Origin of the sequence: Pseudomonas protegens, from assembly GCF_003363755.1 — a bacterium.
Classification (GTDB): Bacteria; Pseudomonadota; Gammaproteobacteria; order Pseudomonadales; family Pseudomonadaceae; genus Aquipseudomonas; species Aquipseudomonas danubii.
In genome coordinates this window covers 4,010,272-4,033,554 of the sequence record NZ_CP031396.1, presented here as the reverse complement: position 1 = coordinate 4,033,554, position 23,283 = coordinate 4,010,272, and the positions used below count along the sequence as shown (strand labels likewise).

Sequence of the window (23,283 nt, the reverse complement as noted above, 5' to 3'; positions counted from 1 at the left end):
AATTCATTCCTTTCTCTGGAAATCCAAAAGCCTTGATTCGTCTGCTGAAGTTTTTCGGGTGGTCCATCGTCGCTGTGTTCTGCGGGCTGCTTCTCGCCCTCTCCGGTGCGTTTCTCTATCTTAGTCCCGGCCTTCCCTCGGTTGAGGCCTTGAGAAGTATCCAGTTGCAGATTCCTCTGCGGGTGTACAGCAGCGACGGCAAGTTGATCGCAGAATTTGGCGAAATGCGCCGTACCCCTATACGTTTCGCCGAAATTCCCCCCAACTTCATCAATGCGTTACTAAGTGCTGAAGACGACAACTTCGCTAACCATTACGGAGTTGACCCCAGCAGCCTGATGCGCGCTGCGACCCAATTGGTCAAAAGCGGACACATCCAGTCCGGCGGCAGCACCATCACCATGCAGGTGGCGAAAAACTTCTTCCTCAGCAGCGAGCGCAGCTTCTCGCGCAAGACCACCGAAATCCTCCTGGCCCTGCAGATCGAGCGGCAGTTGACCAAGGACGAGATCCTCGAGCTGTACGTCAACAAGATCTATCTGGGCAACCGCGCCTATGGCATCGAGGCTGCGGCCCAGGTGTATTACGGCAAGTCCATTCGCGACGTGAGCCTGGCGCAGATGGCGATGATCGCCGGCCTGCCCAAGGCCCCATCGCGCTTCAACCCCCTGGCCAACCCGGCGCGCAGCAAGGAGCGTCGTGACTGGATCCTGGGGCGCATGTACAAGCTCGGCAAGATCACCGAAGCGGCCTACACCGAAGCCATCAACGAGCCGCTCAACGCCAGCTATCACGTGCCGACACCGGAAGTGAGCGCGCCGTACATCGCCGAGATGGCCCGTGCCGAGATGGTTGGCCGCTATGGCAGCGACGCTTATACCGAAGGTTTCCGAGTCACCACCACGGTGCCCAGCGATCTGCAGGAAATGGCCAACACCGCGGTCCATGAAGGCTTGATGACCTACGACCAGCGCCACGGCTATCGCGGGCCTGAGTCCCGCCTGCCAGGCAAGACTCAGGCGGCCTGGGCCACCGAACTGACCAAGCAGCGGACCATCAGCGGCCTGGAACCGGCGATCGTCACCCAGGTCGAGAAGAACGGCGTACAAGTGCTGACTCGCAACGGCGAGGAGCACGTGGCCTGGGACACCATGAAATGGGCCCGGCCGTTCCTCAACACCAACAGCATGGGCGCCGTCCCTCGCCAGCCGGCGGACGTGGCTCAGGTCGGCGACCTGATTCGCGTACAGCGTCAGGCGGACAATTCGCTGAAGTTCAGCCAGATCCCGGTCGCCCAAGGCGCCTTGGTGACCCTGGACCCGAAAAACGGCGCGATCCGTGCGCTGGTGGGGGGCTTTGCCTTCGAGCAGAGCAACTACAACCGTGCGATGCAGGCCAAGCGCCAACCCGGCTCGAGCTTCAAGCCGTTCGTCTATAGCGCAGCCCTGGACAATGGCTACACCGCGGCCAGCCTGGTCAATGACGCCCCGATCGTGTTTGTCGATGAGTACCTGGACAAGGTCTGGCGTCCGAAGAACGACACCAACACCTTCCTCGGCCCGATCCGCATGCGTGAAGCGTTGTACAAGTCGCGCAACCTGGTATCGATCCGCCTGCTACAGAGCATGGGTGTGGACCACACCATCGACTACATCAGCAAGTTCGGCTTCAACAAGCAGGACCTGCCGCGCAACCTGTCCCTGGCACTGGGCACCGCGACTCTGACGCCCATGGAGATCGCCACTGGCTGGAGCACCTTTGCCAACGGCGGCTACAAGATCACCCCATACATCATCGACAAGATCGAAAGCCGCAACGGCGAGATGCTGTTCAGCGCCAACCCGCCCAGCGTCCCCACCGGGGATACCACCAGCAGCGGCATTGCGGCGCCGGAACACAGCTTCACGGTCAATACCGTGGCGGGCGAAAATCCGATCCAGGCCCCCGTGCAGACCCCCGCGGTCGCCGAGCGGATCATCGACGGGCGCACCACCTACATCCTCAACAGCATGCTCCAGGACGTGATCAAGCTGGGCACCGGACGTCGGGCCCTGTCCCTGGGCCGTACGGACCTGGCCGGCAAGACCGGTACTACCAACGAATCCAAGGACGCTTGGTTCTCCGGCTACAACGCTGACTACGTGACCACCGTGTGGACCGGCTTTGACCAGCCGGAAAGCCTGGGACGCCGTGAGTACGGCGGTACTGTGGCTCTGCCGATCTGGATTAACTTCATGGGCGCCGCCCTCAAGGACAAGCCGGCGCACACCCAGGCGGAGCCGGAAGGCATCCTCAGCCTGCGGGTCGACCCGGTCAGCGGCCGCGCGGCTACCCCAGGCACACCGAATGCCTATTTCGAGCTGTTCAAGAGCGAAGACACTCCGCCCTCAGTCAACGAGCTGGGCAATGGGGTCGCTCCGGGCAGCCCGTTGCCGGCGGACGAGGCGGCACCGATCGATCTGTTCTAAGCCTGCAGGAGCCGGCTGGCCAGCGAAGGTCGATGGGTGTCTTACGGCCTCTTCGCGGGCAAGCCCGCTCCTACGGCAAGGCCATGACAGGGTACAAAGCGCCCACAAAAAAGCCCCGGCTCGCGAGAGCCGGGGCTTTTTGCATGACGCTACAACAGCTTAGCCGTTGAACACATCATCCACGCTTTTGAGCGGGTAGTTCTTCGGATACGGCAGGGTCGCAACGCCGGTCTCGATGGCAGCCTTGGCCACGGCATCGGAGATCACGGTGATCAGGCGGGCATCCATTGGCTTCGGAATGATGTACTCACGACCGAATTCCAGCTTGATGCCGCCGTAGGCGTCGCACACTTCCTGAGGCACTGGCAGCTTGGCCAGTTCACGCAGGGCGTTGGCTGCAGCGATCTTCATTTCTTCGTTGATACGCTTGGCGCGAACGTCCAGGGCACCACGGAAGATGAACGGGAAGCCCAGAACGTTGTTCACCTGGTTCGGGTAGTCCGAACGGCCAGTGGCCATGATCACGTCATCACGGGTGGCGTGAGCCAGCTCTGGAGCGATTTCCGGATCAGGGTTCGAGCAGGCGAACACGATCGGGTTCGGCGCCATGGACTTCAGGCCTTCAGCGCTCAGCAGGTTCGGACCGGACAGACCCACGAACACGTCGGCACCTTGCAGGGCATCGGCCAGGGTGCGCTTGTCGGTCGCGTGGGCAAACACGGCCTTGTACTGATTCAGGTCGTCACGGCCGGAGTGGATCACACCGGTACGGTCAACCATGAAGATGTTCTCGATCTGCGCACCCATGCTCACCAGCAGTTTCATGCAGGAGATGGCGGCAGCACCGGCACCCAGGCAGACGATCTTGGCGTCGGACAGGGTTTTGCCAGCGATTTCCAGGGCGTTGATCATGCCGGCTGCGGTCACGATCGCGGTGCCGTGCTGGTCATCGTGGAAGACCGGAATGTCGCACTGCTCGATCAGAGCGCGCTCGATCTCAAAGCACTCTGGAGCCTTGATGTCTTCTAGGTTGATGCCACCGAAGGTGATGGAGATGCGCTTGACGGTGTCGATGAAGGCTTGCGGGCTTTCGGAGTCGACTTCGATGTCGAATACATCGATGCCGGCGAAACGCTTGAACAGTACGCCCTTGCCTTCCATCACAGGCTTGGAGGCCAGTGGGCCGAGGTTACCCAGGCCGAGAATCGCGGTGCCATCGGAAATGACGGCAACCAGGTTGCCTTTGCCGGTGTACTTGTAGGCCAGTTCCGGATCGCGAGCGATTTCGCGTACCGGTTCGGCTACGCCGGGGCTGTAGGCCAGCGCCAGATCACGAGCGGTAGCAGTGGCCTTGGTGAGCTCGACACTCAGCTTTCCTGGACGAGGATTGGCATGATATTCGAGAGCGGCAGTTTTCAAATCAGACATGTGGGCATTCCGCTTTTTACTGTTGGACAGACGGACCGCCGAGGATACGCGTGTCGCATAGTCCCTACAAGACTGCCCAGTCACCCCTGTCAAGGCCTGTAGCGTACGACTTTGGGCCAAGAGCCACGGTGCACAAGGCTTTCAACTGTTCACAATCCAATTAAAAAATGTCTACAATTTTTCTTTATCAGAGACGTCTGACCATGGAAGTGTCGGTCACTGACAACATCCAGCGCACCCCGCCCGATGTGGAACCCTCTCGACGCGAGCGCTCCACCACCCAGCCGCGAGCCTCGATTCGCTGCCCCGAAAGCCCCTTGAGCCAGCGACGATCAAAACGCTCCAGGACATTGGGTGCAATGCGCAATACAACCGCGCCCCGCAATGTGATCCAAACACCCCCGCGATTGCGCTGCACCTTGCTCACACGCCCCTCAAGCACAACAAAACCCGAACCGCGAATCTGCTCCACTTTCAGTACAGGTGAACGCCGCCAGAGCCCCAGCCCGGCTCGGCGCGCATGTTTTTCAGCGGCTTGCTGACAAGCCACCAGGGCGACGTTCGGCGCCAGTGCAATCTGGTAGGCCAGCCCTTCAGCGATCAAGCGCGCCTCAAAGTTGATGCCATTGGCACCATAGACATGAGCCAGGGTCCGGCCATAGCGATCACGCCGCTCACGCCCGGGCAACAAACCGACTCGACCACCACTCTGCGCCACCAATTGCTGCAAGCGTTGCCGCGCCGCCACCGCGAAAGGCTCGGCCGACCGCCCCTTACCGGCCAGCTCCGGCGCATTGAGGCCGATCATGCGTACGCTGCGGCCATCCTTGAGGCGCAGCGTGTCGCCATCCACCACCCGCTGCACGGTTGCAGGAATCAGTCCCTTTGGTACCGGGCAAAACGCCTGAGCGGTGGTCAGCCAAATCGCAGACACAAAAAAGGCGCCCACTAGGGACGCCTTTTTCATCAGCGAGGAAAGTCGGTAACGGCTTTCCAGAACGATCAGCCTCAGGCCTTTTTCGTTGCGCCGAAAGCACCGAAGCGCGACTTGAACTTGTCGACACGACCGCCAACGTCCAGAGTCTTTTGCTTACCGGTGTAGAACGGGTGGCACTCGTTGCACACGTCCAGGCTCAGAGGCTTGGCCAGGGTGGAGCGAGTTTCGATGACGTTACCGCAGCTGCAAGTGGCGGTAATGGCTTCGTATACTGGATGGATATCGGCTTTCATGGTGTATTCCTCAGGCTAGCGTGCCGCCACCCAACACTATTGTTGAATACCGCACGAATTAGGGCGCGAATTCTACCAGACCCCGTCAATCGCGCAAGAGATCCTGACTGCACTCCATCAGAAAAACCCCGAGCAGCCTTGACAGCACCCGGTTTGCCGTTCCGTGAGCGACGACAGCCGTCCCGGTACAGCTCAAAGGTCGCAGGAACCGGAGCCGTACACGCTTGTGCAGGACACTCCAGATCGCCTCTGTTAGGCTCCGGGGCTTATTTACTGTCCGCTCAACGAGATTTTCCCGCGTGCCCGACGCCATCCTGCGCCTCGCCCTGCCTTCGCCCCTGCGCCGCTTGTTCGACTACCGTGCACCCGCCGGCGTGCTGCGCGCCCAGCTGCATCCGGGCATGCGCCTGCGGGTGCCATTCGGCCGTCGGGAAATGATCGGCATTCTGGTGGAAGTGGCGGATCACAGCGAAGTCCCGGCCGAGAAACTCAAGCCGGCGCTGGCCTTGCTGGACCCCACCCCGCCACTGCCACCCGCCCTGTTCAAGCTGTGCCTGTGGACCGCCCAGTATTATCAGCACAGCCTGGGCGACACCCTGAGCTGGGCCTTGCCGGTGCTGCTGCGCCAGGGAGAGCTGGCCGAGGCCCGCCAGGAGCGTTTCTGGTCGATTGCCCCTGGCGCCCGCCTTGATGACCCACGCATCGCCCGTGCACCGCGCCAGCGTGAAGCCCTGGCAACCCTGGCCCAGCATCCCCATGGCGTGCCCCATGCATTGCTGAGCAAGCTGATGCTGAGCAAGGACAGCCTGGATCTGCTTCTGGCCAAGGACCTGGTGCAGGTGGAAGTACGCAAGCACGCTCCAGGCGTGCGCCACGAACACTGGCTGGCCCAGCCCGAGTTGCCGCTCAACAGCGAGCAGCGCGCCGCCTACGAGGCCATCCGCGCCGGGTTCGACAGTTATCACGCCTTTCTCCTGGCTGGCGTCACCGGCAGCGGCAAGACCGAGGTCTACCTGCAGTTGATCCGCGAGACCCTAGAAGCCGGCAAGCAGGCGCTGGTGCTGATCCCGGAGATCAACCTGGGGCCGCAAACCCTGGCGCGCTTCGAGCAACGTTTCAACGCCCGCATCGCCCTGCTGCACTCGGCGGTCAATGATCGGGAACGCCTGGATGCCTGGCTCGCCGCCCGGGATGGCGAAGCCGATATCATCATCGGCACCCGCTCGGCCCTGTTCACCCCGATGAAAAATCCCGGGCTGATCATCATCGACGAGGAGCACGATGGCTCCTATAAACAGCAGGAAGGCCTGCGCTACCACGCCCGGGACCTGGCACTGGTGCGGGCACGCCAGGAAAACATCCCGATTGTCCTGGGCTCGGCCACCCCATCCCTGGAAAGCCTGCACAACGCCTACACCGGTCGCTATGGCCTGCTGCGCCTGAACGAGCGGGCCGGTGGCGCCAAACAGCCACGCTTCCTGCGCCTGGATGTGAAGAGTCGCCCCTTGGACAGCGGTATTTCAGGCCCCATGCAACAAGCCATCGGTCAGACCCTGGCCGCCGGGCAGCAAGTGCTGGTGTTTCTCAACCGCCGGGGCTTCGCTCCGACCCTGCTCTGCCATGACTGCGGCTGGATGTCTGAATGTCAGCGCTGCGATGCCCGGATGACCGTGCACCAGCGCTCCGGCGAGTTGCGCTGCCACCATTGTGGCCACGTCGAGCGCGTGCCCCGGCACTGCCCGCAATGCGGCAAGGTCGACCTGCGCCCCGTGGGTGCCGGAACCGAGCGGGCGGAAGAACGCCTGGGAATACTCTTCCCCGACTACCCGGTACTACGGGTGGACCGCGACAGCACCTCACGCAAGGACGCGATGAACCAACTGTTCGCCACCATCCAGAAAGGTCATCCGTGCATCCTGGTGGGCACCCAGATGCTGGCCAAGGGGCACCACTTCCCCCGGGTCACCCTGGTATCGATCCTCGATGCCGACGGCGGCCTGTTCTCCGGCGACTTCCGTGCCAGCGAGCGCATGGCGCAACTGATCGTCCAGGTGGCCGGGCGCGCGGGACGCGCCGAAGAACCGGGCAAGGTGATCATCCAGACTCACCTCGCCGACCACCCGCTACTGGTGCAACTGACCGAACAGGGCTACTTCGCCTTTGCCGAGCAGGCCCTGAGCGAGCGCCGCGCCGCCGGCCTGCCACCCTTCGCCCATCTGGCGCTGCTGCGGGCCGAAGCCCACAAGCCAGGCCAGGCCGAAGGTTTTCTGGACGAAGCCTGCGGCGAAGCCGAGCGCTTGCTGACGGAACAGAACCTGGGCGGCATCGAACTGTTGGGCCCGGTGCCAGCGCCGATGGAGCGGCGCGCCGGACGTTACCGTGCGCAATTGCTGCTGCAGGCCAACGCCCGGGCACCGCTGCACCGGCTACTCAGCAACTGGCTGCTGCTGCTGGAGCAGATGCCCAGCGGGCGCCAGGTGCGCTGGTCGCTGGATGTGGACCCGGTGGATTTGTATTGATCAACATCGCGCCTTTGCGAGCAGGCCGGCTCCCACGATAGATAGCCACCCACCCACAAGAGCAGGCTCGCCCGCGGACGGGACCCAGTAGCCACCACCGATCCCTCAGCAGCCCTCTATAGTTGGCAAGCCCGCTTCAGCAACGGATAATGCCCAGTTTTTCCACCCGCGCACCGAAGCGCCGCCGCGCCAGCGGTCGAACGAGAAGACCATGAAAGACACCATTCGCCAGCTCATCCAGCAAGCCATCACCCAACTCGTCACCGAAGGTGTGTTGCCAGAAGGCCTGACGCCGGCGATCCAGGTCGAAAACACTCGCGACAAGACCCACGGTGACTTCGCCAGCAATATCGCCATGATGCTGGCCAAGCCCGCCGGCATGAAGCCTCGCGACCTGGCGGAAAAAATCATTGCCGCATTGCCGGCCCATGAAGACCTGAGCAAGGCAGAAATCGCCGGCCCGGGCTTCATCAACTTCTTCCAGAACACCCAGGCCCTGGCCGCGCGCCTGGACGCCGCCCTTGGCGACGAACGCCTGGGCGTGCGCAAGGCCAGCCCGGCACAACGCACCGTGGTCGACATGTCGGCGCCAAATCTGGCCAAAGAGATGCACGTCGGCCATCTGCGCTCCACCATCATCGGCGATGGCGTGGCGCGGGTCCTGGAGTTCCTCGGCGACACCGTGATCCGCCAGAACCACGTCGGCGACTGGGGCACCCAGTTCGGCATGCTGATGGCGTACCTGGAAGAAAACCCGATTACCAGCGACGAGCTGTCGGACCTGGAGAACTTCTACCGCGCCGCCAAGCAACGCTTCGACGAATCCGAAGCCTTTGCCGATCGCGCCCGCAGCCTGGTGGTCAAGCTGCAAGCCGGCGATCCGGACTGCCTGGAGCTGTGGACCAAGTTCAAGGACATCTCCCTGTCCCACTGCCAGAAGATCTACGAGCTGCTGAACGTCAAGCTGACCATGGCCGACGTCATGGGCGAAAGCGCCTATAACGACGACCTGATCAATGTGGTCAACGACCTCAAGGCCAAGGGCATGCTGGTGGAGAGCAACGGCGCCCAGTGCGTGTTCCTCGACGAGTTCAAGAACGCCGAAGGCGAGCCGCTGCCAGTGATCATCGTCAAGGCCGACGGCGGCTACCTCTACGCCACCACCGACCTGGCCGCCGTGCGCTACCGCAGTGGCAAGCTCAAGGCCGATCGCGCCCTGTACTTCGTCGACCAGCGCCAGGCCCTGCACTTCCAGCAAGTGTTCGCCGTCGCCCGCAAGGCCGGCTTCGTGACCCATCCGATGGAGATGGAACACATGGGCTTTGGCACCATGAACGGCGCTGACGGTCGTCCGTTCAAGACCCGCGACGGCGGCACCGTAAAACTCATCGACCTGCTGACCGAAGCCGAAGAGCGCGCCTATGCCCTGGTCAAAGAGAAGAACCCGCAACTGCCGGAAGCCGACCTGCGCAGCATCGCCAAGGTAGTGGGCATCGACTCGGTGAAATACGCCGACCTGTCCAAGCACCGCACCAGCGACTACAGCTTCAACTTCGACCTGATGCTCAACTTCGAAGGCAACACCGCCCCTTACCTGTTGTACGCCTACACCCGCGCCGCCGGTGTGTTCCGCAAGCTGGGCAAGGACTTCAGCGAAGTCGGTGGCCAGATCGAACTGCACGCGGCCCAGGAACTGGAGCTGGCGGCCAAGCTGGCGCAGTTCGGCGAGATCCTCAACAACGTCGCCGACAAGGGCACGCCGCACATCCTCTGCACCTACCTGTACGACGTGGCCGGGCTGTTCTCCAGCTTCTACGAGAACTGCCCGATCCTGGCGGCCGAGACGCCGACGCAGATGCATAGCCGCCTGCGCCTCACCGAACTGACCCGTCGCACCCTCAAGCAAGGTCTGGAACTGCTGGGCCTCAAAGTCCTGGAGCAAATGTAAGTTGGCTGCCAAGAAAAAACCTGCACCCAAGCGTGGCGCCAGCCGTTACCAGGCCCCGGCCAAGAAGCCGATTCCGGGCTGGTTGTGGCTGGCCATCGGCCTGACCATTGGCGCCTTCATCGTATTCCTGATGAAGCTCGAACCAGGCAAGGGCGGCGACAGCGTCAAGCGCGAGAAGATCGAACAGCAGAAAGCCAGCAAGATCGCCGAGGCCAACAAGACCCCGCCGAGCCCGCAGCAACCGGTGAAGCCCAAGTACGACTTCTATACCCTGTTGCCGGAATCGGAAGTGATAGTGCCGCCCGAGGCCGTGCCGGAGAAAACCCTGCCGACGCCGCAAGTGCCACCGGTGCCCACCACCCCGGTGACCCCGGCGGAGGCGGCGAAGATCGACACCGCCCGGGCCCAGGCGGCCCTGGCCGGCATCACCCCACCGCCCGCGCCACCGGTGGCCAAGGCGGCGCCGGTGACCAAGTTCTTCCTCCAGGCCGGCTCGTTCCGCAAGCAGGCCGATGCCGACAAGGTACGGGCGCAGATCATCCTGCTGGGCCAGTCGGTGGCGGTGGAATCCGGCACGGTGAAGGACGAAACCTGGTACCGGGTATTGGTGGGGCCGTTCAGCAACCGTGAACAACTGACCGTGGCCCAGAAACAACTGGCCGGCGCCGGCTTCAGCAACCTGCTGTTACAACAGCGCCAGAGCCGCTAAGCCGACGGCTACCCGATTGATCGCGAACAAGCCCACTCCTGCACAACGCGCGGTAGGAGCGGGCTTGCCCGCGAAGCTCTTGCAGCTTGCAACAAAGACCGCCGGTCCCCCGCTACAGCCTCCAGTTGAAAAACGCTCAGCCACCCCCATATGAGTTTCCATCAGGGCACTTTCGCCCCGCTGTGTGGAGACTTCCCCTTGACCACCATCGTTTCAGTCCGCCGCCACGGCAAAGTCGTCATGGGCGGCGACGGCCAGGTATCTCTCGGCAACACCGTGATGAAAGGCAACGCGAAAAAAGTCCGTCGCCTGTACCACGGCCAGGTGATCGCCGGTTTTGCCGGGGCCACCGCTGACGCCTTCACCCTGTTCGAACGCTTCGAAGGCCAGCTGGAGAAACATCAGGGGCACTTGGTGCGAGCTGCTGTTGAACTGGCCAAGGAATGGCGCACCGATCGCTCCCTGAGCCGCCTGGAAGCCATGCTGGCTGTCGCCAACAAGGACGCTTCCTTGATCATCACCGGCAACGGCGACGTGGTTGAGCCCGAAGACGGCCTGATCGCCATGGGTTCCGGTGGCGCCTACGCCCAGGCCGCAGCCAGCGCCTTGCTGAAGAAGACCGACCTGTCGGCCCGTGAAATCGTCGAGACCGCCCTGGGCATCGCCGGCGACATCTGTGTATTCACCAACCACACTCAAACCATCGAGGAGCAGGATCTCGCGGAATAAGCCTGTTACGGCGCTCGCGCCACGGCATTCATTCTTGCTTGAGGACCGCCAATTACTATGTCCATGACACCCCGCGAAATCGTCCACGAACTCAACCGCCATATCATCGGCCAGGACGATGCCAAGCGCGCCGTCGCTATCGCTCTGCGTAACCGCTGGCGCCGCATGCAGCTACCGGCCGAGCTGCGCGTTGAAGTAACCCCCAAGAACATCCTGATGATCGGCCCGACCGGTGTCGGCAAGACCGAGATCGCCCGGCGCCTGGCCAAACTGGCCAATGCCCCCTTTATCAAGGTCGAAGCCACTAAATTCACCGAGGTCGGCTATGTCGGCCGCGACGTTGAATCGATCATTCGTGACCTGGCCGACGCGGCGATCAAGATGTTCCGCGAGCAGGAGATGATCCGGGTTCGCCACCGCGCCGAAGACGCCGCCGAAGAACGCATCCTCGATGCCCTGCTGCCACCGGCACGCACCGGTTTTGGCGGCGATGAAGCGCCAGCCCAGGACTCCAACACCCGCCAGCTGTTCCGCAAGCGCCTGCGCGAAGGCCAACTGGACGACAAGGAAATCGAGATCGAAGTGGCGGAAGTCAGCGGTGTCGACATCTCTGCGCCACCGGGCATGGAAGAAATGACCAACCAGCTGCAAAGCCTGTTCGCCAACATGGGCAAGGGCAAGCGCAAGAGCCGCAAGCTCAAGGTCAAGGAAGCGCTGAAACTGGTGCGCGACGAAGAAGCCAGCCGCCTGGTCAACGATGAGGAACTCAAAGCCAAGGCCCTGGAGGCCGTCGAGCAGCATGGCATCGTGTTCATCGACGAGATCGACAAGGTGGCCAAGCGCGGCAATTCCGGCGGCGTCGACGTGTCCCGCGAAGGTGTACAGCGCGACCTGCTGCCGCTGATCGAGGGCTGCACCGTCAACACCAAGCTGGGCATGGTCAAGACCGACCACATCCTGTTCATTGCCTCCGGCGCCTTCCACCTGAGCAAGCCCAGCGATCTGGTGCCAGAGCTGCAAGGCCGCCTGCCGATCCGTGTGGAGCTCAAGGCACTGTCGCCGGAAGACTTCGAGCGCATCCTCAGCGAGCCCCATGCTTCGCTGACCGAGCAGTACCGAGAGCTGCTGAAGACCGAGGGCCTGAATATCGAGTTCCTGCCCGACGGCATCAAGCGCCTGGCGGAGATTGCCTGGCAGGTCAACGAGAAGACCGAAAACATCGGTGCCCGTCGCCTGCACACCCTGCTCGAGCGCCTGCTGGAAGAGGTATCGTTCAGCGCCGGTGACCTGGCCAGCGCTCATAACGAAGAGCCGATCCGCATCGATGCTGCCTACGTCAACAGCCACCTGGGCGAATTGGCGCAGAACGAAGACCTGTCCCGTTATATCCTGTAAGCCTTCACTACCCACGTAGGAGCCGGCCTGTCGGCGATAGGGCCAAACCCGATCGCCGGCAGGCCGGCTCCTACCGGAAGGACTACAGGTCATGAGCAAACTCCCTACCGGCATCAACCTGCATAAAGCCTCGAAAACCCTGACCCTGACCTATGGGCCAGACGAGGTCTATCAGCTGCCCGCAGAATTCCTGCGAGTGCACTCCCCCTCCGCCGAGGTCCAGGGCCACGGCAAACCCATCCTCCAGTTCGGCAAGCTAGGCGTGGGCCTGAGCAAGGTTGAACCGGCTGGCCAGTACGCACTGAAATTGACCTTCGATGATGGCCATGACAGCGGATTGTTCACCTGGGAATACCTGTATCAGTTGGCGCTGCGCCAGGACGATCTGTGGAACGATTATCTGGCGGAGCTCAAAGCCGCCGGAAAAACCCGCGACCCGAATCAGTCCGTCATCAAGCTGATGCTCTAACTCAAGCCTCCGACTGTTTAGAGGGCATTTTCTAATTCCATCTGTTTGAATGCTGGGCTGTATGGCCAATGAATGGCCTGCTTGCGAAAAAAATTAAACTCGGGTAACCAATGGAGCTGGCAAGTTCCCTGCAGAGTTTTGCGAGCCTGTAAGGCAGCGGTGCGCAATTAACGGTCACCCGAGCAGTAGTACCTGGCATCGTGCTGTGTGACTGCACAGCAGGTCCGGTACTCGTCTCAGGACAATGGAGCGTCGTAGATGAGTAACAAGAATAACGATGACCTGAAACGCCAAGCCTCGGAAAACACCCTGGGGCTCAATCCGGTCATCGGCTTGCGTAGAAAGGATCTGCTTACCTCTGCTCGAATGGTGCTTGCCCAGGCCATCAAACAACCCATCCACAGCGTCAAGCACGTTGCGCATTTCGGCCTCGAACTGAAGAACGTGATGTTCGGCAAGTCGACACTGCAACCGGAGAGCGACGACCGTCGCTTCAACGATCCGGCCTGGAGCCAGAACCCGCTGTACAAACGCTACCTGCAAACCTATCTGGCATGGCGCAAAGAGCTCCACGACTGGATCGGCGAAAGCAGCCTGTCGGAACAGGACATCAGCCGCGGCCACTTCGTGATCAACCTGATGACCGAGGCCATGGCCCCGACCAACAGCGCGGCCAACCCTGCCGCAGTCAAACGCTTCTTCGAAACGGGCGGCAAGAGCCTGCTCGACGGCCTGTCCCACCTGGCCAAGGACCTGGTGCACAACGGCGGCATGCCCAGCCAGGTGAATATGGACGCCTTCGAAGTCGGCAAGAACCTGGGCACCAGCGAAGGGGCTGTGGTGTTTCGCAACGATGTCCTGGAACTGATCCAGTACCGGCCAATAACCGAGCAGGTGCATGAACGCCCACTGCTGGTGGTGCCGCCGCAGATCAACAAGTTCTATGTCTTCGACCTCAGCCCGGACAAGAGCCTGGCGCGGTTCTGCCTGCGCAACAATGTGCAGACCTTCATCGTCAGCTGGCGCAACCCCACCAAGGCACAGCGGGAATGGGGCCTGTCCACCTATATCGAGGCCCTGAAAGAGGCCGTCGACGTGGTGACCGCGATCACCGGCAGCAAAGACGTGAACATGCTCGGTGCCTGCTCCGGCGGCATCACCTGCACGGCCTTGCTGGGCCACTATGCAGCGCTGGGGGAGAAGAAGGTCAATGCCCTGACCCTGCTGGTCAGCGTGCTCGACACCACCCTGGATACCCAGGTAGCCCTGTTCGTCGACGAGCAGACTCTGGAAGCGGCCAAGCGCCACTCCTATCAGGCCGGTGTCCTCGAAGGCCGGGACATGGCCAAGGTGTTCGCCTGGATGCGCCCCAACGATCTGATCTGGAACTACTGGGTCAACAACTACCTGCTGGGCAATGAGCCGCCGGTGTTCGACATCCTGTTCTGGAACAACGACACCACCCGCCTGCCTGCCGCGTTCCACGGCGACCTGATCGAGATGTTCAAGAACAATCCGCTGATCCGCCCCAATGCACTGGAAGTGTGCGGAACGCCGATCGACCTGAAGCAGGTCACGGCCGACATTTTCTCCCTGGCCGGCACCAACGATCACATCACCCCGTGGAAGTCCTGCTACAAGTCGGCACAACTGTTCGGCGGCAATGTGGAGTTCGTGCTGTCCAGCAGCGGTCATATCCAGAGCATCCTCAATCCGCCAGGCAACCCGAAAGCGCGTTACATGACCAGCAGCGATATACCTGCCTGTCCCGATCAGTGGCAGGAAAACTCGGTCAAGCACACCGACTCCTGGTGGTTGCACTGGCAAGCCTGGCAAGCCGAGCGCTCAGGCGAACTGAAAGCCGCACCCAGTGTTCTGGGCAACAAGAAATACCCAGCCGCCGAGGCTGCGCCGGGGACCTACGTCCACGAACGTTGAGCCCAGGTAGTAAACGACGCGGCGCCAGGAGGTGCCGCCAAGCCCTATTCTTGGTACGAGGCCTGGCCTCAGGAAATCCGGAGGACGCCCGGGAAGGCGCCTCCAATGGTTCAATTCACAGGGCTACGGCATGCCACACTCTTTCATCTTCCGTACCGTTGATCTGGACGGCCAGACCATCCGCACTGCGGTACGCCCCGGCAAGCCTCACTTGACGCCGCTGCTGATCTTCAACGGTATCGGTGCCAACCTGGAGCTGGTGTTCCCCTTCGTCCAAGCCCTGGACCCGGACCTGGAGGTCATTGCCTTCGACGTCCCGGGAGTTGGCGGTTCCTCGACCCCAAGCCGGCCTTATCGTTTCCCGGGCCTGGCCAAGCTGACCGCACGCATGCTCGATTACCTGGACTATGGCCAGGTCAACGCGGTGGGCGTTTCATGGGGCGGGGCCCTGGCCCAGCAATTCGCCTACGACTACCCGGAGCGCTGCAAGAAGCTGGTGCTGGCAGCCACCGCCGCCGGCGCTTTCATGGTCCCCGGCAAGCCCAAAGTGCTGTGGATGATGGCCAGTCCGCGGCGCTACGTGCAGCCCTCCCACGTAATGCGCATCGCCCCGCTGATCTACGGTGGCTCCTTCCGCCGCGACCCGAACCTGGCCGCTGAACACGCGGCCAAGGTGCGCTCGGCCGGCAAGCTGGGCTATTACTGGCAGCTGTTCGCCGGCCTGGGCTGGACCAGCATTCACTGGCTGCACAAGATCCGCCAGCCGACCCTGGTGCTGGCCGGTGATGACGATCCGCTGATCCCCTTGGTCAACATGCGTATGCTGGCCTGGCGAATTCCCAACGCCCAACTGCACATCATCGATGACGGCCACCTGTTCCTGATCACCCGGGCCGAGGCCGTTGCCCCCATCATCATGAAGTTCCTCCAGGAGGAACGACAAAGGGCAGTGATGCATCCGCATCCCCAGCCTTTGCGTCCCGTGAAGTAAAAGATACCTGTCGACAGGATCGTCGCGCGCAAGAAGGGCCAGGACCGACTATGTTGTCTGTCTTGGATTGGTCTGCTTGTTAGTGGTTTGACGAAGGAGTGTTGACTCATGCAAGACAAACCTGCGCAGGGCTCATTGCCCTCCCCCGCAGCCTATATCAACGCACAGAGTGCGATCACCGGTCTGCGCGGCCGGGATCTGCTTTCCACGTTGCGCAGCCTCGCGGCCCACAGTCTACGTAATCCGTTGCACAGCGCCCGTCATACCTTAGCGCTGGGCGGCCAGCTGGGACGCGTGCTGCTGGGGGAAACCCTGCACAAACCCAACCCCAAGGACAACCGTTTCGCCGACCCGGCCTGGACCCTCAACCCTTTTTACAAACGGGGTCTGCAGGCTTACCTGAGCTGGCAGAAGCAAGTCCGGAACTGGATCGACGACAGCACAATGAGCGAGGACGACCGGGCCCGGGCGCACTTTGCCTTTTCCCTGCTCAATGACGCCGTGGCACCCTCCAACACCCTGCTCAACCCACTGGCCCTCAAGGAGATTTTCAACACCGGTGGCAACAGCGTGGTGCGCGGCATCAGCAACCTGGTGGATGACCTGCTGCACAACAACGGATTGCCCAGCCAGGTGACCAAACACGCCTTCGAAGTCGGCCGAAACCTGGCCGTAACCCCGGGTTCGGTGGTGTTTCGCAATGAATTGCTGGAACTGATCCAGTACAGCCCCATGAGCGAAAAACAGTACGCCAAGCCAGTGCTGATCGTGCCGCCACAGATCAACAAGTACTACATTTTCGACCTCAGCCCGGCCAACAGCTTCGTTCAGTACGCGCTGAAGAACGGCCTGCAGGTGTTCATGATCAGCTGGCGCAACCCGGACGTGCGTCATCGCGAATGGGGCCTGTCGAGCTATGTGGAAGCAGCCGAAGAGGCACTGAATGTCGCTCGCGCCATTACCGGCAGTCGGGAAGTCAATCTGGTGGGCGCCTGCGCCGGCGGCCTGACCATCGCCGCCCTGCAAGGCCATCTGCAGGCCAAGCGGCAACTGCGCCGGGTCGCCAGCGCCACCTACCTGGTGAGTCTGCTGGACAGCCAGCTGGACAGCCCGGCCACCTTGTTTGCCGATGAGAAAACCCTGGAGGCAGCCAAGCGTCGCTCCTACCAGCAAGGGGTGCTGGACGGCCGCGACATGGCCAAGGTGTTTGCCTGGATGCGCCCCAACGACCTGATCTGGAACTACTGGGTCAACAACTACCTGCTGGGCAAGGAGCCGCCGGTCTTCGACATCCTGTACTGGAACAACGACAGCACCCGCTTGCCCGCCGCCTTGCACGGCGATCTGCTGGACTTCTTCAAGCACAACCCGCTGAGCCACGAGGGTGGACTGGAAGTCTGCGGCACACCGATCGACTTGCAGAAGGTCACGGTGGACAGCTTCAGCGTGGCCGGGATCAACGACCACATCACGCCCTGGGACGCGGTGTACCGCTCGACCCTGCTGCTGGGAGGCGAGAAACGTTTTGTACTGTCCAACAGCGGGCACGTGCAGAGCATCCTCAACCCACCAAGCAACCCCAAGGCCAACTACGTGGAGAACCACAAGCTCAGCAGCGACCCCCGAGCCTGGTACTACGACGCCAAACACGTCGACGGTAGTTGGTGGAGCCAATGGCTGACCTGGGTTCAGGAACACTCCGGAGCGCAGCGGGAAACCCTGACCACCCTGGGCAACCAGAACTACCCACCGATGGAGGCTGCTCCAGGCACCTACGTGCGCGTGCGCTGAAGACACTTTGCACCACGACTCCGCCGCTGGAGTCGTACCCCTCAATGGACCGACAAGAAGTCAGGATGAAGACCCGCGACCGGATACTCGAATGTGCCCTGCAACTGTTCAACCAGAAGGGCGAGCCCAATGTCTCCACCATGGAGGTGGCCAATGAAATGGGGATCAGCCCTGGCAACCTCTACTACCACTTCCATGGCAAGGAACCTCTGGTGCTCGGCTTGTTCGAGCGTTTCCAGAACGAGCTGACACCGCTGCTGGACCCTCCGTCCGATGCCCAACTGGCGCCGGAAGACTATTGGTTGTTCCTACACTTGATTGTCGAGCGCCTGGCCCACTACCGCTTTCTGTTCCAGGACCTCTCCAACCTTGCGGGACGCCTGCCGAAACTGGCCAAGGGCATTCGCAATCTGCTCAACGCCCTCAAGCGCACCCTGGCTTCCCTGCTGGCTCGGCTCAAGGCCCTAGGCCAACTGGTCAGCGGCACCCAAGCCCTGGGCCAACTGGTGGAACAGATCACCATGACCTTGCTGTTCTCACTGGATTACCAACGGATTCTCGATCGCGAAGGGGAAGTGCGCCTAGTGGTCTACCAGATCATGATGCTGGTGGCGCCGCACTTGCTGCCACCGGCAAAGCTGGCCACGGAACAGATGGCCCTGCGTTACCTGGATGAACAGGGATAGCCAGCAGCGCGCCATAAAAAAACGCCCGACCTTCGCAGGCCGGGCGTTTTTTGTGTGCCTGATGTAATCAGGACTGGCTGCTTGGCGTCACTGGAGTTGGCGCTGCAGTCGGAGTTACAGCCGGGCCAGGTGCTGCGGCGGAATTCGCCGAGTTGGCCGAGGCCACTGGTGCCGCAGTTGCAGGCTTGGCTGCAGCAGTGGGCTTGGCTGCTACAGGCTTCTTGGCTACAGGCTTTTTCGCCACGGCCGGCTTCGCAGCGGGTTTGGCGGCGGCTTTCACCGCTGGCTTGGCAGCGGGTTTGGCCGCTGGCTTGGCGGCAACGGGCTTGGCGGCGGGTTTGGTTGCCGGTTTGGCGGCCGCTGTTTTCGCTGCTGGCTTGGCGGCAGGTTTTGCGGCGGCCTTGACTGCCGGTTTGGCGGCAGGCTTGGCCAGTGGTTTGGCAGCAGGTTTTGCCGCCGGTTTGGCGGCAGCGGTCTTGGCCGCAACCGGCGCGACCTTGGCACCTGTGAGTTTCTCGATCTGCTTGGTCAGGGTATCGACCTTGTCGTGCAGCGCCTTGACCTCATTGCGGCTCGGTACGCCCAGACGCGAGATGGCACTGTTCAAACGCTTGTCGAAAGCGCCTTCCAGTTCATCCCACTTGCCCAGGGCGCGGTCCTTGACGTCACTGATGCGCGACTTGGCGGAACTTGCGGAGTCTTTGGCAGCATCCACTTTCTTGCCAACTACGCTCTTGGTCAGTTTCTCGGCTTTCTCACCGTCCTTGACCAGTGTCTCGAAAAGCTTGCTGCCGTCAGAGTCGATTTTCGAGTACACGCCTAAACCAGCAAGCCAAATTTTACGGGAGTACTCTTCGACTTTCCCGATCCACGAGCTGCCTTCTTTTTCAGTATTCTTTTTACCAGCCATCCCGTTCTCCTTAATGTTTACGCGCGACACGTTCGAGCAACGCCGTCAGCTCATCGAGCTTAGCAGAGAGTGTCTCAACGTCATGTTTAGACGGAATGCCGATACGATTCAAGGCACTGGCGACGCGCGTGTCAAAAGCCTTCTCGACTTTATCCAGTTGCACTTCGACTTTGCCTTTAAGAGTGCTGACATCCCCTTTAACGCTATCAATCTGACTGTTGGCCGCTTCAAGTTGTTCAGTGACAACTTTTTTGCCTTTCTTTTCAACGGATTGACCAGCCTTGATCAACTCCTGGAAGTAGTCGCTGCCCTCCTGGCCAACTTTGGCGTAGGCACCCAGGCCTGCCAGCCAGATCTTGCGGGCATAGGATTTGACTTCGCTCAGAGCAGTTGATTGAACATCAACTTTTTTCTTCAGAATTACTTTGGCCATGGTGCACCTCACGCGCAGAAGGTTTGAGGAACTGCCCTCGGAAAGAGGACCTGAGGCACAACCTAAAGAGAAAAATTAGAATCGGCACCCTAACGAATGTCATCAAATCATGTAGGAGCCTGCTGGCCGGCGATGCGCTTTGCCTGGCACCGTTGCAGTGCCTGCGATGCGCCGACAAGCCGGCTCCTGCGGGTGGACTCAGGTCAGGGCCTTGTCCAGGGCCTTTTCGATTTCCGACTTGATGGTGCCGCTCATGGCGGACATCAACAGCCCCAGTTCCACATCGATACGGATCGATTCTTCGCCCACATGCACCGCGCCTTTGACGCCTGAGCGCTTGAGATTCAGGGTATCCCCTGCCCATTGCGGCTCCAGGCCATACTGATCGGCGAGTTTCTGCGCCAGTTTGTCAGCCTTTTCACGGGCCACCTGCTTACCCAGGCCATGGGCACGTTCAACACTAATACGGGCCATTGAAGGACTCCTGCTGTTTCGGGACTTGCCTGAAGCATCTTGACCCTGAGTGCGTCAAAACGTCCCGGCGGATCGCTATCTTACATTCAGCCTTGCCAAGACAAAGACCGCCACCGGCATTAGAATGTCGCGCATTCTCTTTTGGTGACAGCGATATGACTGATCAGCGCAAAGGCAGCGATGCCGAACCCACCACGCACTTCGGCTTCAAGAACGTTCCTGAAAGCCAGAAGGCGGAAAAAGTCGCAGAAGTGTTCCACTCGGTAGCGGCTAAGTACGACCTGATGAATGACGTACTGTCCGGCGGCATGCACCGTTTGTGGAAACGCTTCACCATCGAGCTGTCGGGCGTACGCGCCGGCAATCGCGTACTGGACATCGCGGGCGGCACTGGCGACCTGACCAAGCGCTTCTCCCACCTGGTAGGCCCTACTGGCCAAGTGGTACTGGCCGACATCAACGAGTCCATGCTCAAGGTCGGTCGCGACCGCCTGCTGGACCTGGGTGTGGCCGGCAACGTCGAATTCGTCCAGGCCGATGCGGAAAAACTGCCCTTCCCGGACAACCATTTCGACTGCGTGACCATCGCCTTCGGCCTGCGCAACGTCACCCATAAAGAAGACGCCCTGCGCTCCATGCTGCGAGTGCTCAAGCCCGGCGGCCGGCTGTTGGTGCTGGAGTTCTCCAAGCCGACCAACGCGCTGATGTCCAAGGTCTACGACGCCTATTCGTTCGCCTTCATGCCCCTGGCCGGCAAGCTGATCACCAACGACTCGGAGAGCTATCGCTACCTGGCCGAATCGATCCGCATGCACCCCAACCAGGAAACCCTGAAGTCGATGATGGTCGAGGCCGGTTTCGACCGCGTGACCTATCACAACATGACCGCAGGCATCGTCGCCCTGCACCGCGGCATCAAGCCCTGATGTTGCTCAGCGGCTTGCTCGCCAGCGTCGAGACCGGCATCAATCGGGTGTTGCGTCTGGACAGTACGGCCCTGCCGCGCCTGCAGCACCTCAATGGCAAGGTGATCGCAGTGGATTGCCGCAACCCGGCATTGCAGCTGTTCATCCTGCCCAGCGACGAAGGCCTGATGCTGGCCTCCCAGTGGGCTGCGGACCCTGACTGCACCCTCCGTGCACCGGCTTCAAGCCTGATGCGCCTGGCACTGAGCAAGGACAAGACCGCGATCCTGCACAGCCCCGAAGTAGAGCTGGAAGGCGACAGCGGCGTGCTGCTGGACCTGGCGGCCATCCTCCAGGACCTGGAGCTGGACTGGGAATACGAACTGTCCCGGTGGCTGGGCCCCGTGGCCACCCAACTGTTCAGTGGCCATGTGCGCAGCCGCGCCCGCTGGTATCAGCAAGGATTTGCCAGCCTGAATCAGAACCTCGCCGAATTCCTCGCCGAAGAATCGCGCACCCTGGTGGGCCAGCGCGAAGCCGAAGCGCGTTTTCGTGAGCTGGATCAGGCCAAACTCGACCTGGAACGTCTCGAGGCGCGCTTCGAGCGCCTTTCCCGCTCCCTTGACCCAAGCGATAACGCATGAAGCTGCTTGCCGTCCGCCGTCTGTTGCGCATCCAGCGCGTCGTGATCCGTTACCGCCTCGATGACCTGCTGTTTGCCCTGCCTCTGCCCTGGTTTCTCCTGGCCCTGCGCTTCGCCCTGCCCTGGCGCTGGTTCCCGCGCAAGCCGCTGGAACTGAGCCGCGGCGCCCGGCTGCGCCTGGCGCTGCAAGACCTGGGGCCGATCTTCATCAAGTTCGGGCAGATCCTCTCCACCCGCCGCGACCTGCTGCCGGAAGACATCGCCGACGAACTGATGCTGCTGCAGGACCGGGTGCCACCGTTCGATTCACAGAAATCCGTGGCCCTGATCGAAGAGCAACTGGGCAAAAAGATCAGCGACGTGTTCAGCCGCTTCGACATCGAGCCGCTGGCCTCGGCCTCGGTGGCCCAGGTCCACGCCGCCAAGCTCAAGACCGGTGAAGAAGTGGTGGTCAAGGTGATCCGCCCCGGGCTCAAGCCAATCATCGCCCAAGACCTGGCGTGGCTATTCATTCTCGCCCGCGCCGCGGAAAAGCTTTCGGCCGACGCGCGCCTGCTGCACCCGGTGGACGTGGTCAGCGACTACGAGAAAACCATCTACGACGAGCTCGACCTGCTGCGCGAGGCGGCCAACGCCAGCCAGCTCAAGCGCAACTTCGAAGGCTCGCCGCTGCTGTATGTGCCCCAGGTCTACTGGGACTGGTGCCGGCCGAAAGTGCTGGTGATGGAGCGCATCTACGGCATCCAGGTGACCGATCTGGCAACCCTGGCCGACCAGCGCACCGACATGAAGATGCTCGCCGAGCGCGGTGTGGAGATCTTCTTCACCCAGGTGTTCCGCGACAGTTTCTTCCACGCCGACATGCACCCGGGCAACATCTTCGTCAGCACCGTGCAGCCCTGGAGCCCGCAGTACATTGCCATCGACTGCGGCATCGTCGGCAGCCTGACCCCGGAAGACCAGGACTACCTGGCGCGCAACCTGTTCGCCTTCTTCAAGCGCGACTACCGCCGCGTGGCCCAGTTGCACATTGATTCCGGCTGGGTCCCGGCGGAAACCAAGCTCAACGAATTCGAGGCGGCGATTCGCACCGTGTGCGAGCCGATCTTCGAAAAGCCGTTGAAGGACATTTCCTTTGGCCAGGTACTGATGCGCCTGTTCCAGACCGCCCGGCGCTTCAACATGGAAGTGCAGCCGCAGCTGGTGCTGCTGCAGAAGACCCTGCTCAACATCGAGGGCCTGGGCCGCCAGCTGTATCCGGACCTGGACCTGTGGAACACCGCGCAACCTTTCCTCGAACGCTGGATGCGCGAACGGGTCAGTCCGAAAGCCGTGTTCGGCAATATCCACAACCAGATCGAACAGCTCCCCCACCTGGCCAACATGACCCGCGACCTGCTGGAACGCATGTCGCAGCCCCATGCCGCCAACCCTCCGGCGCCCTGGCACAAGCGCAAAGACGACTGGTTCCTGCGCCTGCTGGGCACCGCCCATCTGGGTGGCGGCGCCGTTCTGGCCGCCGGAGGTCCGCTGCATGAGCTGGGCCACTGGCCTGCCGGCATCATGATTGCGGTGGGTTTGTATCTGATCGTTCGCCGATAGCCAGTGGCGCGACCT

Annotated in this window: 20 protein-coding genes; 14 read left to right on the top strand and 6 right to left on the bottom strand. The window is 61.6% G+C overall.

Annotated elements, in window-relative coordinates:
• Positions 1 to 35 precede the first annotated feature (35 nt).
• Complete coding sequence (locus DWF74_RS18245; RefSeq protein WP_205413509.1) at positions 36 to 2,468, top strand: penicillin-binding protein 1A; 2,433 nt, start codon at positions 36 to 38, stop codon at positions 2,466 to 2,468.
• 159 nt (positions 2,469 to 2,627) lie between these two features.
• On the opposite strand, the gene DWF74_RS18240 is transcribed toward DWF74_RS18245, so the two are convergent.
• The 3 genes from DWF74_RS18240 to rpmE all read right to left on the bottom strand — a co-directional run bounded on the left by DWF74_RS18240 (position 2,628) and on the right by rpmE (position 5,126).
• On the bottom strand, positions 2,628 to 3,896 hold the full coding sequence (locus tag DWF74_RS18240) for a malic enzyme-like NAD(P)-binding protein (protein ID WP_102862798.1): 1,269 nt from the start codon (positions 3,894 to 3,896) through the stop codon (positions 2,628 to 2,630).
• A 187-nt stretch (positions 3,897 to 4,083) separates the two neighbouring features.
• Entirely contained in the window at positions 4,084 to 4,863 is a 780-nt protein-coding gene (locus DWF74_RS18235) for a thermonuclease family protein (RefSeq protein WP_115581439.1), read from the bottom strand.
• Between the two features lie 41 nt (positions 4,864 to 4,904).
• Entirely contained in the window at positions 4,905 to 5,126 is a 222-nt protein-coding gene (gene rpmE, locus DWF74_RS18230; protein WP_011058815.1) for a 50S ribosomal protein L31, read from the bottom strand.
• A gap of 299 nt (positions 5,127 to 5,425) precedes the next feature.
• Between rpmE and DWF74_RS18225 the strand changes: the two genes are divergently transcribed.
• The 10 genes from DWF74_RS18225 to DWF74_RS18180 all read left to right on the top strand — a co-directional run bounded on the left by DWF74_RS18225 (position 5,426) and on the right by DWF74_RS18180 (position 18,301).
• Positions 5,426 to 7,645 carry a primosomal protein N' gene (locus tag DWF74_RS18225; protein ID WP_115581438.1) on the top strand — a complete coding sequence of 740 codons (2,220 nt, stop codon included), beginning with the start codon at positions 5,426 to 5,428 and terminating at the stop codon, positions 7,643 to 7,645.
• Positions 7,646 to 7,856: 211 nt separating this feature from the next.
• Positions 7,857 to 9,593, top strand: a complete 1,737-nt coding sequence (gene argS, locus DWF74_RS18220; RefSeq protein ID WP_102882089.1) for an arginine--tRNA ligase — start codon at positions 7,857 to 7,859, stop codon at positions 9,591 to 9,593.
• 1 nt (position 9,594) lies between these two features.
• A complete protein-coding gene (locus DWF74_RS18215; protein ID WP_016962745.1) occupies positions 9,595 to 10,302 on the top strand; it encodes an SPOR domain-containing protein in 708 nt (235 codons plus the stop codon).
• A 198-nt stretch (positions 10,303 to 10,500) separates the two neighbouring features.
• On the top strand, positions 10,501 to 11,031 hold the full coding sequence (hslV, locus tag DWF74_RS18210) for an ATP-dependent protease subunit HslV (RefSeq protein ID WP_003186641.1): 531 nt from the start codon (positions 10,501 to 10,503) through the stop codon (positions 11,029 to 11,031).
• 57 nt (positions 11,032 to 11,088) lie between these two features.
• The gene (gene hslU, locus DWF74_RS18205) at positions 11,089 to 12,426 is read left to right on the top strand and encodes an ATP-dependent protease ATPase subunit HslU (RefSeq protein ID WP_102862794.1); all 1,338 of its coding nucleotides are present in this window, start codon (positions 11,089 to 11,091) and stop codon (positions 12,424 to 12,426) included.
• Between the two features lie 91 nt (positions 12,427 to 12,517).
• On the top strand, positions 12,518 to 12,895 hold the full coding sequence (locus tag DWF74_RS18200) for a gamma-butyrobetaine hydroxylase-like domain-containing protein (protein WP_102862793.1): 378 nt from the start codon (positions 12,518 to 12,520) through the stop codon (positions 12,893 to 12,895).
• Positions 12,896 to 13,153: 258 nt separating this feature from the next.
• Entirely contained in the window at positions 13,154 to 14,833 is a 1,680-nt protein-coding gene (phaC, locus tag DWF74_RS18195) for a class II poly(R)-hydroxyalkanoic acid synthase (protein ID WP_115581437.1), read from the top strand.
• Between the two features lie 130 nt (positions 14,834 to 14,963).
• Entirely contained in the window at positions 14,964 to 15,824 is an 861-nt protein-coding gene (gene phaZ / locus DWF74_RS18190) for a poly(3-hydroxyalkanoate) depolymerase (RefSeq protein ID WP_102862791.1), read from the top strand.
• A gap of 108 nt (positions 15,825 to 15,932) precedes the next feature.
• Positions 15,933 to 17,615 (top strand): class II poly(R)-hydroxyalkanoic acid synthase, encoded by a 1,683-nt coding sequence (gene phaC, locus DWF74_RS18185; RefSeq protein ID WP_102862790.1) that lies wholly within the window; start codon positions 15,933 to 15,935, stop codon positions 17,613 to 17,615.
• Between the two features lie 65 nt (positions 17,616 to 17,680).
• Positions 17,681 to 18,301 carry a TetR/AcrR family transcriptional regulator gene (locus DWF74_RS18180; RefSeq protein ID WP_102862789.1) on the top strand — a complete coding sequence of 207 codons (621 nt, stop codon included), beginning with the start codon at positions 17,681 to 17,683 and terminating at the stop codon, positions 18,299 to 18,301.
• A 67-nt stretch (positions 18,302 to 18,368) separates the two neighbouring features.
• Here DWF74_RS18180 and DWF74_RS18175 read toward each other — a convergent pair whose 3' ends face one another.
• From DWF74_RS18175 to DWF74_RS18165, 3 genes are all read right to left on the bottom strand, one after another.
• On the bottom strand, positions 18,369 to 19,211 hold the full coding sequence (locus tag DWF74_RS18175) for a phasin family protein (protein WP_115581436.1): 843 nt from the start codon (positions 19,209 to 19,211) through the stop codon (positions 18,369 to 18,371).
• A 10-nt stretch (positions 19,212 to 19,221) separates the two neighbouring features.
• Positions 19,222 to 19,644: a phasin family protein gene (locus DWF74_RS18170; RefSeq protein WP_102862787.1), complete on the bottom strand. Its 423-nt coding sequence runs from the start codon at positions 19,642 to 19,644 to the stop codon at positions 19,222 to 19,224.
• A 198-nt stretch (positions 19,645 to 19,842) separates the two neighbouring features.
• Positions 19,843 to 20,118, bottom strand: a complete 276-nt coding sequence (locus DWF74_RS18165) for a polyhydroxyalkanoic acid system family protein (protein ID WP_102862786.1) — start codon at positions 20,116 to 20,118, stop codon at positions 19,843 to 19,845.
• 155 nt (positions 20,119 to 20,273) lie between these two features.
• Between DWF74_RS18165 and ubiE the strand changes: the two genes are divergently transcribed.
• Genes ubiE through ubiB form a run of 3 tightly spaced genes read left to right on the top strand, consistent with a single transcriptional unit; the run spans position 20,274 to position 23,268 of the window.
• Positions 20,274 to 21,044, top strand: a complete 771-nt coding sequence (gene ubiE / locus DWF74_RS18160; RefSeq protein ID WP_011058802.1) for a bifunctional demethylmenaquinone methyltransferase/2-methoxy-6-polyprenyl-1,4-benzoquinol methylase UbiE — start codon at positions 20,274 to 20,276, stop codon at positions 21,042 to 21,044.
• Positions 21,044 to 21,667: a ubiquinone biosynthesis accessory factor UbiJ gene (locus DWF74_RS18155; protein WP_102882093.1), complete on the top strand. Its 624-nt coding sequence runs from the start codon at positions 21,044 to 21,046 to the stop codon at positions 21,665 to 21,667. Before ubiE ends, DWF74_RS18155 begins: the two co-directional genes overlap by 1 nt.
• Positions 21,664 to 23,268 (top strand): ubiquinone biosynthesis regulatory protein kinase UbiB, encoded by a 1,605-nt coding sequence (gene ubiB / locus DWF74_RS18150; protein WP_102862784.1) that lies wholly within the window; start codon positions 21,664 to 21,666, stop codon positions 23,266 to 23,268. Before DWF74_RS18155 ends, ubiB begins: the two co-directional genes overlap by 4 nt.
• Positions 23,269 to 23,283: the final 15 nt, after the last annotated feature.

Excerpts from the sequence above, each read along its gene's own strand:
- DWF74_RS18240 (WP_102862798.1), bottom strand. The coding sequence starts at position 3,896 with ATGTCTGATTTGAAAACTGCCGCTCTCGAATATCATGCCAATCCTCGT.
- DWF74_RS18235 (WP_115581439.1), bottom strand. The coding sequence starts at position 4,863 with ATGAAAAAGGCGTCCCTAGTGGGCGCCTTTTTTGTGTCTGCGATTTGG.
- rpmE (WP_011058815.1), bottom strand. The coding sequence starts at position 5,126 with ATGAAAGCCGATATCCATCCAGTATACGAAGCCATTACCGCCACTTGC.
- argS (WP_102882089.1), top strand. The coding sequence starts at position 7,857 with ATGAAAGACACCATTCGCCAGCTCATCCAGCAAGCCATCACCCAACTC.
- hslU (WP_102862794.1), top strand. The coding sequence starts at position 11,089 with ATGTCCATGACACCCCGCGAAATCGTCCACGAACTCAACCGCCATATC.
- DWF74_RS18200 (WP_102862793.1), top strand. The coding sequence starts at position 12,518 with ATGAGCAAACTCCCTACCGGCATCAACCTGCATAAAGCCTCGAAAACC.
- phaC (WP_115581437.1), top strand. The coding sequence starts at position 13,154 with ATGAGTAACAAGAATAACGATGACCTGAAACGCCAAGCCTCGGAAAAC.
- phaZ (WP_102862791.1), top strand. The coding sequence starts at position 14,964 with ATGCCACACTCTTTCATCTTCCGTACCGTTGATCTGGACGGCCAGACC.
- phaC (WP_102862790.1), top strand. The coding sequence starts at position 15,933 with ATGCAAGACAAACCTGCGCAGGGCTCATTGCCCTCCCCCGCAGCCTAT.
- DWF74_RS18180 (WP_102862789.1), top strand. The coding sequence starts at position 17,681 with ATGAAGACCCGCGACCGGATACTCGAATGTGCCCTGCAACTGTTCAAC.
- DWF74_RS18175 (WP_115581436.1), bottom strand. The coding sequence starts at position 19,211 with ATGGCTGGTAAAAAGAATACTGAAAAAGAAGGCAGCTCGTGGATCGGG.
- DWF74_RS18170 (WP_102862787.1), bottom strand. The coding sequence starts at position 19,644 with ATGGCCAAAGTAATTCTGAAGAAAAAAGTTGATGTTCAATCAACTGCT.
- DWF74_RS18165 (WP_102862786.1), bottom strand. The coding sequence starts at position 20,118 with ATGGCCCGTATTAGTGTTGAACGTGCCCATGGCCTGGGTAAGCAGGTG.
- ubiE (WP_011058802.1), top strand. The coding sequence starts at position 20,274 with ATGACTGATCAGCGCAAAGGCAGCGATGCCGAACCCACCACGCACTTC.
- DWF74_RS18155 (WP_102882093.1), top strand. The coding sequence starts at position 21,044 with ATGTTGCTCAGCGGCTTGCTCGCCAGCGTCGAGACCGGCATCAATCGG.
- ubiB (WP_102862784.1), top strand. The coding sequence starts at position 21,664 with ATGAAGCTGCTTGCCGTCCGCCGTCTGTTGCGCATCCAGCGCGTCGTG.